Origin of the sequence: Candidatus Thiosymbion oneisti, from assembly GCF_004359955.1 — a bacterium.
GTDB lineage: Bacteria > Pseudomonadota > Gammaproteobacteria > Chromatiales > Chromatiaceae > Thiosymbion > Thiosymbion oneisti.
The window spans coordinates 68217-80253 of the sequence record NZ_SMSC01000015.1 but is presented as its reverse complement, the minus strand read 5'-3'; the positions used below and the strand labels follow the sequence as shown (position 1 = coordinate 80253).

At 54.8% G+C, this 12037-nt stretch carries 19 protein-coding genes; all 19 read right to left on the bottom strand.

Annotated features, from left to right (window positions below; genetic code table 11):
* Positions 1-145: 145 nt before the first annotated feature.
* A complete protein-coding gene (locus tag E1958_RS10450; protein WP_133511831.1) occupies positions 146-475 on the bottom strand; it encodes a hypothetical protein in 330 nt (109 codons plus the stop codon).
* A 50-nt stretch (positions 476-525) separates the two neighbouring features.
* Entirely contained in the window at positions 526-915 is a 390-nt protein-coding gene (locus E1958_RS10445) for a retropepsin-like aspartic protease (RefSeq protein WP_165742031.1), read from the bottom strand.
* Positions 916-1594: 679 nt separating this feature from the next.
* Positions 1595-1849, bottom strand: a complete 255-nt coding sequence (locus E1958_RS10440; protein WP_133511829.1) for a hypothetical protein — start codon at positions 1847-1849, stop codon at positions 1595-1597.
* Positions 1850-2584: 735 nt separating this feature from the next.
* Positions 2585-2890 (bottom strand): 30S ribosomal protein S14, encoded by a 306-nt coding sequence (gene rpsN / locus E1958_RS10430; RefSeq protein ID WP_133511828.1) that lies wholly within the window; start codon positions 2888-2890, stop codon positions 2585-2587.
* Positions 2891-2899: 9 nt separating this feature from the next.
* Positions 2900-3439: a 50S ribosomal protein L5 gene (gene rplE / locus E1958_RS10425; RefSeq protein ID WP_133511827.1), complete on the bottom strand. Its 540-nt coding sequence runs from the start codon at positions 3437-3439 to the stop codon at positions 2900-2902.
* Between the two features lie 11 nt (positions 3440-3450).
* Complete coding sequence (gene rplX, locus E1958_RS10420; protein ID WP_133511826.1) at positions 3451-3768, bottom strand: 50S ribosomal protein L24; 318 nt, start codon at positions 3766-3768, stop codon at positions 3451-3453.
* A gap of 605 nt (positions 3769-4373) precedes the next feature.
* Positions 4374-4742: a 50S ribosomal protein L14 gene (rplN, locus tag E1958_RS10415; RefSeq protein WP_133511825.1), complete on the bottom strand. Its 369-nt coding sequence runs from the start codon at positions 4740-4742 to the stop codon at positions 4374-4376.
* Between the two features lie 3 nt (positions 4743-4745).
* Positions 4746-5006 carry a 30S ribosomal protein S17 gene (gene rpsQ / locus E1958_RS10410; protein WP_133511824.1) on the bottom strand — a complete coding sequence of 87 codons (261 nt, stop codon included), beginning with the start codon at positions 5004-5006 and terminating at the stop codon, positions 4746-4748.
* The gene (rpmC, locus tag E1958_RS10405; protein ID WP_133511823.1) at positions 5003-5197 is read right to left on the bottom strand and encodes a 50S ribosomal protein L29; all 195 of its coding nucleotides are present in this window, start codon (positions 5195-5197) and stop codon (positions 5003-5005) included. The genes rpsQ and rpmC overlap by 4 nt, the downstream gene beginning before the upstream one ends.
* Positions 5197-5610 (bottom strand): 50S ribosomal protein L16, encoded by a 414-nt coding sequence (rplP, locus tag E1958_RS10400; protein WP_133511822.1) that lies wholly within the window; start codon positions 5608-5610, stop codon positions 5197-5199. The genes rpmC and rplP overlap by 1 nt, the downstream gene beginning before the upstream one ends.
* A gap of 3 nt (positions 5611-5613) precedes the next feature.
* Positions 5614-6297: a 30S ribosomal protein S3 gene (rpsC, locus tag E1958_RS10395; RefSeq protein WP_133511821.1), complete on the bottom strand. Its 684-nt coding sequence runs from the start codon at positions 6295-6297 to the stop codon at positions 5614-5616.
* A gap of 5 nt (positions 6298-6302) precedes the next feature.
* A complete protein-coding gene (gene rplV / locus E1958_RS10390; protein WP_133511820.1) occupies positions 6303-6635 on the bottom strand; it encodes a 50S ribosomal protein L22 in 333 nt (110 codons plus the stop codon).
* Between the two features lie 27 nt (positions 6636-6662).
* Positions 6663-6938 (bottom strand): 30S ribosomal protein S19, encoded by a 276-nt coding sequence (rpsS, locus tag E1958_RS10385; protein WP_089729655.1) that lies wholly within the window; start codon positions 6936-6938, stop codon positions 6663-6665.
* Between the two features lie 79 nt (positions 6939-7017).
* Positions 7018-7845 (bottom strand): 50S ribosomal protein L2, encoded by an 828-nt coding sequence (gene rplB, locus E1958_RS10380; protein ID WP_133511819.1) that lies wholly within the window; start codon positions 7843-7845, stop codon positions 7018-7020.
* 634 nt (positions 7846-8479) lie between these two features.
* Positions 8480-8776: a 50S ribosomal protein L23 gene (gene rplW / locus E1958_RS10375; RefSeq protein WP_133511818.1), complete on the bottom strand. Its 297-nt coding sequence runs from the start codon at positions 8774-8776 to the stop codon at positions 8480-8482.
* Positions 8773-9381 carry a 50S ribosomal protein L4 gene (rplD, locus tag E1958_RS10370; protein WP_133511817.1) on the bottom strand — a complete coding sequence of 203 codons (609 nt, stop codon included), beginning with the start codon at positions 9379-9381 and terminating at the stop codon, positions 8773-8775. Before rplD ends, rplW begins: the two co-directional genes overlap by 4 nt.
* A 6-nt stretch (positions 9382-9387) precedes the next feature.
* Entirely contained in the window at positions 9388-10056 is a 669-nt protein-coding gene (rplC, locus tag E1958_RS10365) for a 50S ribosomal protein L3 (RefSeq protein ID WP_133511816.1), read from the bottom strand.
* A 264-nt stretch (positions 10057-10320) separates the two neighbouring features.
* Positions 10321-10632 carry a 30S ribosomal protein S10 gene (gene rpsJ, locus E1958_RS10360; RefSeq protein ID WP_089729640.1) on the bottom strand — a complete coding sequence of 104 codons (312 nt, stop codon included), beginning with the start codon at positions 10630-10632 and terminating at the stop codon, positions 10321-10323.
* Positions 10633-10837: 205 nt separating this feature from the next.
* A complete protein-coding gene (gene tuf / locus E1958_RS10355; RefSeq protein WP_133511815.1) occupies positions 10838-12028 on the bottom strand; it encodes an elongation factor Tu in 1191 nt (396 codons plus the stop codon).
* Between the last annotated feature and the right edge of the window lie 9 nt (positions 12029-12037).

Sequence of the window (12037 nt, the reverse complement as noted above, 5' to 3'; positions counted from 1 at the left end):
TTTGAAGAAACGGTATGATTACTGCATCTTTGATCGCTCATTAGCTCATTATAGAATACCTGTGTAGCAGCTAAAGCCTTGCACTAAAGTGCATAGTTTTGGACTAGCGGGCTGGGACAATAAATGCCTCGTAGACTTCGGTAATCTATGCCACTAAAATACCGATCAATATCGAAAAAACTCTCTCCAAATCTCCTGGAATTGTAAAACTGTCAATATCCTTTGTAATATGTTGTCGTTTTCTTTCAAGAACGCCAAATTTCCAAATATCACCTACAGTGATAGCACCATACAATCTATCATTCTCATTGCCTTCTTCATACTTATCTAAAGCTATTAACTCTGCCGATAGCTGATTAAATCCTTTATCCAAGTCACCTTTCTTTGCTTCAATCACGATCAATTCTTGTTTTAGCCGTATTAAGTAATCCAATGAACCGATCAATCTGCCATCGACTTCTATTGCATATTCCACGTTTATTTTCGATTCTGTATTTCTGGCAATCTCCACTAAAATCGGTGCTATTAAAAAATCTCTCTTATATTGCCTGCCGCAATAAATGGGCCAGCAGCGACAAGCTTTTTATTCCTGGAATCTACCTTCATATTCAAACCTTCCAAAGTACGTGCACCTAATAGCTGAAGATCACCCTTTTGGGCGAAAACCACTTCATCCGTTGTAAATTCTTTGCCAACGCGAACAATAGCAAAACTTACTGAACGAGTGATTTCCTGACCATTGGCCATTTTAAATCTCAAATCTTTCTTTTCCGTATCTATTCCGATTTCTTTTAAATACTGATAATTGATCCACGTGAGATCACTTCCTGTGTCAACCAATATCTTGGGAATACGTACTTTACGCTTCCTATCTTGTTGGTTTTCAATAAGACAACCCACACTAAACAATCCCATTTTTTCCTCCGTTCTAATGCATTTCCAATTCGAGTATCTCAACAATCCATCGCCCATCCGTCTCCCGCTCTGTTTCGACCGTAAAGCGCATATTTTACCTCAATTACGCTACTGGATGAGGCCCGGCAGCAACAAGTCTTTTTCGTTTCGAGTCGACACTGAGATTAAGTCCTTCCAGCGATCTTTCACCTAATAGATCCAAATCTCCTTTTTGAGCAAATACGACTTCATCTATAGTAAATGACTTGTCGATCCTGATAATCATAAAACCGATATTTCTAGTAATTAATTGTCCATTTGCTATCCTGATTTGAAGATTATCTCCTGCTTGGAATAGTCGATGCTTATTAAAAACCTACGTCAGAATATCATTTCCGATAAATCTATTTATTCCGAAGTCATCCTGTAGATCACCGAACTCGATTTCAATATTTTCTAGATCAGCTTCACCAAATACGAGTCTTTCAACTTTTTGAGAAACTACTTCCTGAACACCCCCGCCAACTCCATGTAATCGTTTTATAACTGCCGGCTTACGACAGTTAAAATCCACCAAGCCTATATCAATTGCCGTGGTAGCTGAACCAGTATCAACGATACAATTTTTAATGTTATAGTTTTGGCCTTCATACTCAACAATCGAGCGATATCCATATCAGACCACTCTCCCATTTAAATATCATTTAAGGATGCCCTTTATTGGCACATCCTCTACTACAAATTCTGATGGGGTTGTTGGCAAAGAATATATAACATTATAGCCTTTATCTCTAAATCTCCGATAGGCTTTACGAATTGCTTTTCCATCATCAGTGACTTCTAAAATATTGCCTTCAAGAATCTTCGATTTTGACCCTGATATTCTTTCTTCTACAATATCCCCAATTAAAATAAACTTATCGGGATGTTGTGAGCGAATCTCTGACCATTTCATGGCTTTTTATCCTGATGTTGTATTGAAGTACAGATGTTCTATTTTTGTGCTAACGGCTTGGCTCAAGCGCCTAATGCCGGGTGACACTGGGCTTGAAGTTCCTGAGGAGCCGAACCGCAGCATTGGGCCGCCTACAGCCGAATGTTAGGCGGAGTGATCTGCGAAGAACAACCTATCAATTGAGTCTGGCCCCTTTCCCATTATATTTTATTGTCACAGCACGCTAGTCCAAAACTATGCACTTTAGTGCAAGGCTTTAGCTGCTACACAGGTATTCTATAATGAGCTAATGAGCTAATGAGCTAATGAGCTAATGAGCTAATGAGCTAATGAGCTAATGAGCTAATGAGCGATCAAAGATGCAGTAATCATACCGTTTCTTCAAAGCGAATTCCCCGAGCTAAAAAACGATATTGGGGAAAGTATTTTTGGGTGATAGGATAGGGTGCTTAGACAACAGGGAATGTAACAGACGAAATGGTTCAAGAATACTTGGAGCATCACCGTCACCCATCCAATATGGATACAGGAAACATTATCCTGGAATGATTTAGGACTTTCAGTCCAGGGGGCAACCTATGCACTTCAGTGCATAGTGGTTGAGTCTTAAGCCAAATAATGGTCCCTCCTTTACTGTTATTTAGATTGGTCTAAAAACTTGCGGGCCTAAAACATCAAGCATCGGCCAACGCAGAAACCAAAGCAAAGTGACGCTTTGGGGGGTAGCTAACAAGCTTACCAACTCGCCTTCACAAGACCCGGAACGTCTCCCCGCATGGTGGCCTCGCGCAGTTTGTTGCGGCTCAGGCCGAATTTGCGGTAGACGGCGTGGGGACGACCGCTTACCCGACAGCGCCGTTGGCGGCGACAGGGACTGGCGTTCCGCGGCAGCTTCTGCAACTTTATAAGCGCCTCGTTCAGCTCCTCGCGGCTTGCGCTCCGGTCGTTGATAACGGCCTTCAAGGCCGTGCGTTTGGCCACATACTTGGCTGCAACCTGTGCGCGCTTGACTTCCCGCGCCACCATGCTTTTTTTCGCCATATCGGGTTCTCAGGTCCTGAAGGGAAACTTGAAGGCCTCGAGCAACGCCCGCCCCTCTTCATCGGTGGGTGCACTCGTGGTGATGGTGATGTCCAAACCGCGCAAGGTGTCGATCTTGTCGTAATCGATCTCCGGAAACACGATTTGCTCTTTTATGCCTAGGCTGTAGTTTCCGCGTCCATCGAACGCCTTGGCGCTCAAGCCCCGGAAATCACGGACGCGCGGGATCGCGATGTTGATCAGCCGATCGAGAAACTCGTACATGCGCTCGCGCCGCAGCGTGACCTTACAACCGACGGCCCAGCCTTCACGGATCTTGAACGCGGCGACCGATTTTCGCGCCTTGGTTACGATGGGCCGCTGACCTGAGATCAAGCGCAGGTCGGAGACCGCATTCTCCATCACCTTCTTGTCGGCGATGGCCTCGCCTACTCCCATGTTGAGGGTGATCTTCTCGACCCGCGGCACCTGCATGAGGGTACGGTAGCCGAATCTGTCCATGAGCCGGCCGACCACCTCCTCGCGATACGCTGTCTGTAATCTGGACATGACGGCATACCTCAAACGTCGACCACTTCGCCGTTGGACTTGAACACCCGCACCTTGCGGCCATCCTCGAGGCGCTTGAAACCTACCCGATCCGGACCATCCTTCTCCGGGTTGTAGAGCCCCACGTTCGATACATGCAGGGGCATCTCCTTATCGATGATGCCACCGGGTAGATTACGTTGGGGGTTGGGTTTCTGATGCTTCTTGACCATGTTGATGTTCTCAACGATGACCCGATCTTTGTCGAGCACCCGCAGCACGGACCCGCGCATTCCCTTGTCTTTGCCGGTGAGGACGACGACGTCGTCACCCTGTCTGATCTTGCGCATGGGTTGATCTCTATTTAACCGCTTCAGTACAGCAGTATCGCTAATATGGGAATCATGTTTTTCCGCAAATGAGCGCAAATAAACGCAAATCGTCCGCAAAAGATCACATTATCTTTTTCATCCGCAGATTACACAGATTTCCACAGATTGTTTCGTTTTTAATCTGCGAGAATCTGCGTAATCTGCGGATAGATTAAAGCGACCGAATCATTTTTCCCATACTCAATTTTATTCAGCCAAAATTCCGAGTTTGTACTCACCAAGATGTTCGACCTTGAGGATACCTTTTTCCGGCATACAGTTCGGTGAATTCAAATGTGCTTCCAGTTTACTCTACATACCCTAAACCTACGATCCCTAACATAGGCTTGGCAACTCGTTACAGCAATTCCCTTTACACAAATATCTCTCGTTAATTAGTTTATCATTATATAAATACCCCACCCCTCCGGCTATTATCTCCTTTTTAAGCATGTTACAAAGGGTACAACTCTATTATATTTCTACTTTGTCACATTCCAGAATAACCAAACTGATTCATAAGGAATTCTGTAAAATAACAAAATCCAGAAAAGCAGCAATAGGCCACTCGTGACAAAGTAGAACTATAGGACTTCCGGCGCCAACGAGACGATCTTCATGAAGTGCTCACTGCGCAGCTCCCTGGTCACCGGTCCGAAGATGCGGGTTCCGATGGGCTGCATCTGGTTGTTGAGCAAGACCGCGGCATTGCCGTCAAAGCGGATCGCGGACCCGTCCGGACGCCGCACGCCTTTCTTGGTGCGCACCACCACCGCGCTGAATATATCGCCTTTTTTAACCTTGCCCCGCGGGATGGCGTCCTTCACCGTAACCTTGATCACATCGCCGATACCGGCATAGCGTCGGTGCGAGCCACCGAGCACTTTGATGCACTGCACACGCTTGGCGCCGCTGTTGTCGGCAACGCCCAGATTGGTCTGCATCTGAATCATTAATCACCCCGCCTTTTCCAGAATATCCATGACCCGCCAGGATTTGGTCTTGGAGAGCGGACGGCATTGCTCGACGGTCACCAGATCGCCCGGATTACATTCGTTGGCCTCGTCATGGGCGTGGATCTTGGTCGAGCGGCGGATGAACTTGCCGTACAGCGGGTGCTTTACACGCCGTTCCACCACCAGGGTGATGGTCTTGTCCATGGCGTTGCTGACCACGCGCCCGGTCAATCTGCGGTTCTTTTTCGCTTCCTCGCTCATTTGCCTGCCTTCAGTTCAGTCATCAGGGTCTTGATCCGGGCGATATCACGCCGCACCGCACGCATTTGCGAGGGGCGCGAGAGCTGCCCGGTTCCCTTCTGCATCCGCAGATTGAATTGCTCTCTGAGCAGTTCCTCGAGCTGGGTCCGGAGTTCCCCGGCGCTGCTGGTTCTCAGATCGTTCGCCTTCATCACATCACCGTCCGCTGCGCAAAGGTGGTCCGGACGGGCAATTTCGCCGCGGCCAATCCAAATGCCTCGCGGGCCAGAGGCTCGGGTACGCCTTCGATCTCGTAGAGCACCTTCCCCGGTTGGACCAAGGCGACCCAGTACTCCACATTGCCCTTGCCCTTACCCATGCGCACCTCCAAGGGCTTCTTGGAGACGGGCTTATCGGGAAACACCCGGATCCACAGCTTCCCGCCGCGTTTGACCTTGCGCGTGATGGTGCGGCGCGCGGCCTCGATCTGGCGCGCGGTCAGCCGCCCCCGCGAGACAGCCTTGATACCGTATTCGCCGAAGTTGACCCGGTTGCCAGCCTGGGCCAAACCCCGGTTGCGCCCTTTATGCTGTTTGCGGAATTTGGTTCGCTTCGGTTGCAGCATGGATCAGCCCCTTGCGCGACGAGTGGTCTTTCCGGCGACCGGCTCTTCCGCTTCTTGACCTGCAAACACTTCACCTTTGAAGATCCACACCTTGACGCCGAGCACGCCATAGGTCGTCTTCGCCTCGGCGAGGCCGTAATCGATGTCCGCACGCAGGGTGTGTAAAGGCACCCGCCCCTCGCGATACCATTCGCTGCGGGCGATCTCCGCACCGTTCAGGCGTCCGGCAATGTTGATCCGAATCCCCCCGGCGCCTAGTCGCATGGAGTTCTGCACCGCCCGTTTCATGGCCCGCCGAAACATGACGCGGCGCTCGAGCTGCCCGGCGACATTTTCCGCCACCAGGCAGGCATCGAGCTCCGGCTTGCGGATCTCCTCGATGCTGATATGCACCGGGACCCTCATCCTCTCGGACACCTCCTTGCGCAGCCGGTCGATGCCTTCTCCCTTCTTGCCGATCACCACCCCTGGGCGCGCCGTGTGAATAGTGATGTGGGCATTCTTGGCCGGACGGTCGATCTGGATACGGCTGACGGACGCCTGGGCGAGGCGCCTCTTGATGAAATCCCGCACCTGAAGATCCGTGTTGAGAAGATCCGCATAGTCTTTGGAAGCGGCGTACCACTTGGACGTCCAGTCTTTGACGATCCCTAGACGGATGCCGGTTGGATGTACTTTCTGACCCATAATATTCAGCTCTCGGCGACAGTCACGCTGATGTGGCTGGTACGCTTGAAAATCCGGCCCGCCCGGCCCTTGGCGCGGGCCCGGATACGCTTCATGACCGGCCCCTCGTTGACCTGGACCCTTGCCACCTTGAGCTCATCGACATCCGCACCTTCGTTATGCTCCGCGTTGGCGATGGCCGATTCCAGGACCTTCCTGATGATTCCGGCCCCCTTCTTGGGGCTGAATACCAGCAGGTTTATGGCCTGTTCCACCTGCAGACCACGGATCTGATCGGCCACCAGGCGCGCCTTCTGCGCCGAGATGCGGGCATGCCTGATGCTTGCTGCGGCCTGCATGTGCCTGTCCTCGCTTATCTCTTGGGCCTACTTCTTGGCCTTGCGGTCGGCTGCGTGTCCCCGGTAGGTACGGGTCAGCGCAAACTCACCGAACTTATGCCCGATCATGTTCTCGTTGACCAGGACAGGGACGTGTTGCCGCCCGTTGTGCACCGCGATGGTCAAGCCGACCATCTCCGGCAACACCATGGAGCGGCGCGACCAGGTCTTGATGGGGCGCTTGCTGTTTTGGGCGACCGCCTCTTCCACCTTCTTCATCAGGTGGTGATCGACAAAGGGTCCCTTGCGAATGGAACGTGCCACTTGCTCAACCTCAATTAAACTAAATGCGCTTTCTGCGCTCCTTGGTATTCCTCTCCCCCGGGAGAGGGCGGAGTGAGGGCTATTTCTTACCGCGGCGACGCACGATCATCCCGTCGGTGCGCTTATTGCTGCGGGTCTTGTGGCCCTTGGTAGGGACCCCCCAGGGCGTGACCGGATGACGGCCACCCGAGGTCCGGCCCTCACCGCCGCCGTGGGGGTGATCGACCGGATTCATGACCACCCCGCGGACGGTGGGACGCTCCCCGCGCCAACGCTTGGCGCCCGCCTTGCCCAGCTTGCGCAGGCTGTGCTCGGCGTTACCGACCTCGCCGACCACCGCGCGGCACTCGGCAAAGATCTTGCGCATCTCCCCGGAACGCATGCGCAGCGTGGCATGCCGACCTTCACGGGCGATGAGCTGGGCGGAACTGCCGGCCGCTCGGGCCAGCTGTGCACCCTTACCCGGACGCATCTCAATGCAGTGCACCAGGGTACCCAAGGGGATATTGCGCAACGGCAGGCAATTGCCTGCGCTGATGGGCACATCCTCGCCCGCCTGTACCCGATCTCCGCGCTTGAGACCCTTGGGCGCTATGATGTAGGCGCGTTCTCCATCCAGATACTTGAGCAGGGCCAGGTTGGCGCTGCGATTCGGGTCGTACTCGATTCGCTCGACAACCGCGGGTACACCCTCCTTGTTACGCTTGAAGTCGACCACCCGATAGCGCCGCTTGTGTCCGCCACCACGATGGCGCACTGTGATGCGACCCTTGTTGTTACGCCCGCCGGACCGATGCTTTTTCTCCAGCAGCGGACCGAACGGATCGCCTTTGTGGAACTCCGGCGTCACCACCTTGACCACGAAGCGCCGTCCTGGGGAGGTCGGATTTGTTTTTACGATTGCCATGTTCTAACTATTTCTCGGCCTTTGCCCGATTACGGTTTCATCTGAACCTTCGTCGCAATGTTCCAATAGGACAAGATTAACAGGATGTTCAGGATTAACAGGATTTTTTCTTGTCGCACTCGTTCCCACGCTCCAGCGTGGGAATGCTATCTTGTCCGCTCCAGCGGACTGTATCCCTCGGTGCCAATAGGTGTTGATTGTGCTACCCGGTCGCCTATCGACGCCGGAGCGTCGGGATTTGCTCCCACGCTGGAGCGTGGGAGCCAGCATTAAGCCACAAAGACACGAAGAAGGCTCCTCTCTTGCCGTTGGTAATCCGATGAATGTTCATCTCAAGCTAAAGACCTGACGCCTGCTGTCATTCCCCTTTTATCCTTGTCTCTCTTTGTGCCTTGGCGTCTTTGTGCGATGTGCGCTCGTTCCCATGCTCCAGCGTGGGAATGCCGTCTTGTCCGCTCCAGCGGACTGTACCCCCGGTACCAATAGGCGTTGGCTGTGTTACCTGGTTGCTTATCGACGCTGGAGCGTCGGGATTTTGCTCCCACGCTGGAGCGTGGGAGCCAGCAGAGATTTGCGTTTATTTGCGTTCATTTGCGGACTAAAAACCCAAAAAAAATCCTCTTCAAACCAAGTCTCAAGCCCCACCGCCGAAGTCGATCTCATGGCCGGGCTGCAACCGCACATAGGCCTTGCGCCAGCCCGGTCGCTTGCCCATACGCTGCCGAAAGCGTTTGCGCTTGCCCTTCATGTTGAGCACCTGGACCCGGTCCACCTTGACATCGAACATCAGCTCCACGGCCCGACCGATCTCGCGCTTGTCGGCGTCCGGGACGACCCGAAACGCATACCGGGCACTCACCTCCGCAGCGATGTTGGCCTTCTCGGAGATGATCGGACTCAGCAGCACCTGCATCAAGCGCTCGCGGTTCATGCCAGCCGTTCCTCCAGCTTGCGGACCGCACCTTCGGTCAGGACCAGCTTGTCGAACGCGATCATACTCACCGGATCCACCTCCTGCGCCGTCATCACGTCCACTTGGATGAGATTGCGCGCCGCCAGGAACAAGGGCTCATCGAAACCCGCGGTCACGAGCAGGACATCCGTGACACCCAACTCCCGTAGCTTTTGCACCAGTTCCCTGGTTTTAGGCGCCGTCAACTTGAGCTCGGGCAATACCAGCAGGCGATCCTGGCGAACCAGCTCCGAGAGGATCGAGCGGACGGCGCCGCGATACATCTTACGGTTCACCTTCTGGGACCAATCCCGCGGCCGGGCGGCAAAGGTCACGCCCCCGCCGCGCCATATGGGGCTGCGCCTAGTGCCGGCCCGCGCCCGGCCGGTGCCTTTCTGCCGGTAGGGCTTGCTACCGCCGCCGGCCACCGCGGAGCGATTCTTCTGGGCCTTGGTGCCCGCGCGTGTACCCGCCATGTAGGCGGTCACCACCTGGTGGATGAGACCCGGCTTGTACTCGGCGCCGAACACCTGGTCTGAAACCTGTAGACCGGCGGCGCTGTCGTTGTGAATCGCGAGCTCCATGTCCGATCAACTCTTGTTCTTTTGCTTGATGGACGGCGCTTGCTTGACGGACGGCACCACGATCAACCGTCCCCCGACCGGGCCTGGGACCCCACCCTTTACCAGGAGCAGGTTGCGGTCGGTATCGACCCGCACGACCTCGAGGTTCTGCTGGCAGCGGTTGACGTTGCCCATCTGACCGGCCATGCGCTTGCCCTTGAACACCCGTCCGGGCGTCTGACATTGACCGATCGAGCCCGGGGCCCGATGGGAGATGGAGTTGCCGTGGCTATCGTCCTGGCTCCGGAAGTTGTGGCGGCGGATACCGCCTGCGAACCCTCGACCTTTGGACACGCCACGCACATCGACCTTCTGCCCGATCTCGAACATATCGACCTTGATCTCCTGACCGGCAGTGAGCTCCTCGCCCTCGTGTTCGTCGAGACGGAGCTCCCCCAGCATATCGCCGGCCATTACCTTGGCCTTGCGAAAATGACCCGCCGCTGGCTTGTTGACGCGCGATGCCTTGCGCGAACCAACGGTCACCTGTACCGCTCGGTACCCGTCGTTGTCCTGGGTCTTGACCTGGGAGACGCGGTTCGGCGGCACCGCGATAACCGTCACGGGGAGGGTGGCCCCCTCCTCAGTGAAGATCCGGGTCATGCCTGCTTTGCGTCCGATCACCCCAATCGCCATGGTCGTTTCCTCAGCTGGTAGTGGTAAATTTTTAGGTAGTGCCTAACCGGTTGAACGCTACCAGCAATGCTTCAAGCTCTGTGCCGTTATCCAATGGTACAGGATTTCCAGGATTTCCAGGATTGACAGGATTTTTCTTCGTTTTAAAAAGAATCCTGTTAATCCTGAAAATCTTGTTAATCCTGTCCGATTGGAACTTTGCAATGAGCATCCGGAACAGGATCACTACATATTGAGCACTACCAATTTTTAAACCGCTACCCCTTAGCTTAGTTTGATCTGCACATCCACACCGGCGGCCAAATCCAGCTTCATCAGCGCATCTACCGTCTTGTCGGTGGGATCGATGATGTCCATCAGCCGCTTATGGGTACGCAGCTCATATTGGTCCCGGGCATCCTTGTTGACGTGGGGCGAGATCAGTAGGGTGAAGCGCTCCTTTTTGGACGGCAAGGGTACCGGGCCTCGAATCTGGGCCCCGGTTCGCTTCGCCGTATCGACGATCTCCCGCGCTGACTGGTCGATCAGTCGGTGGTCGAATGCCTTGAGGCGGATCCGAATTCTCTGGTTTGCCATCTATTTCACTTTTTTCACTCGGCAGAAGCGGGACTTTCGCGCTCCTGCCAGACCTTCTCGAATCCGGCATAGAACCACTGATTAACACCGATAGACACGGATGAATTCATAATATAATCCGTGTTTCTGGCCAGTGATTTTCAGGTACCTGAACCAATCCGTGTCTATCCGTGTTCATCCGTGGTTCTTCGATGCGGTTCGTTCCTCACTCGATGACCTTGGCGACCACACCGGCCCCGACCGTGCGCCCACCCTCGCGCACCGCAAACCGCAGCCCCTCTTCCATGGCGATCGGCGCAATCAGCTTGACCGTCATCTTCACATTGTCACCCGGCATCACCATCTCGATGCCTTCCGGCAGCTCGCACGCGCCGGTCACGTCGGTGGTCCGAAAGTAGAACTGGGGACGATAGCCGTTGAAGAAGGGGGTGTGACGACCGCCTTCGTCCTTGCTCAGCACGTACACCTCGCCCTCGAAGTGGGTGTGGGGGGTGATGGTCCCGGGCTTGGCCAATACCTGCCCGCGCTCGACTTCGTCGCGCTTGGTGCCCCGCAGTAAGACGCCGACGTTGTCGCCGGCCTGCCCTTGATCCAGCAGCTTGCGGAACATCTCAACCCCGGTGCAGGTGGTCTTGGTGGTCTCTTTGATGCCGACGATTTCGACTTCTTCGCCAACCTTGATCACGCCGCGCTCGACCCGGCCGGTCACGACCGTGCCCCGACCGGAGATGGAGAAGACGTCTTCGATGGGCATCAGGTAGGGCTGGTCGATGTCGCGCTCGGGCTCCGGGATGTAGCTGTCCATGGCGGCGATGAGCTGCTCGATGGATTGGGTGCCTTGCGCGCTGGCCTCGCCTTCCAGCGCTTTCAGCGCCGAGCCGGTGATGATGGGGGTGTCGTCACCGGGAAATTCGTAGCTGTCCAAGAGCTCGCGGACTTCCATCTCGACCAGTTCCAAGAGCTCTTCGTCGTCTACCATGTCGGCCTTGTTCAGGTAGACGACGATGTAGGGCACTCCGACCTGGCGCGCCAGCAGGATGTGCTCGCGGGTCTGGGGCATGGGGCCGTCGGCGGCGGAGACGACCAGCACCGCCCCGTCCATCTGGGCCGCGCCGGTGATCATGTTCTTCACGTAGTCGGCGTGGCCCGGACAGTCCACATGGGCATAGTGACGGGCGTCGCTCTCGTATTCCACGTGGGCGGTGGCGATGGTGATGCCGCGCTCGCGCTCTTCCGGGGCGTTGTCGATCTGGTCGAAGGCCTTGACCTCGCCGCCGTGCTTGGCGGCCATCACCTTGGTGATCGCCGCCGTCAGCGTGGTCTTGCCATGGTCTACGTGCCCGATCGTCCCGACGTTGACGTGTGGCTTGGTGCGTTCGAATTTCTCTTTGGACATCCCGCTCTT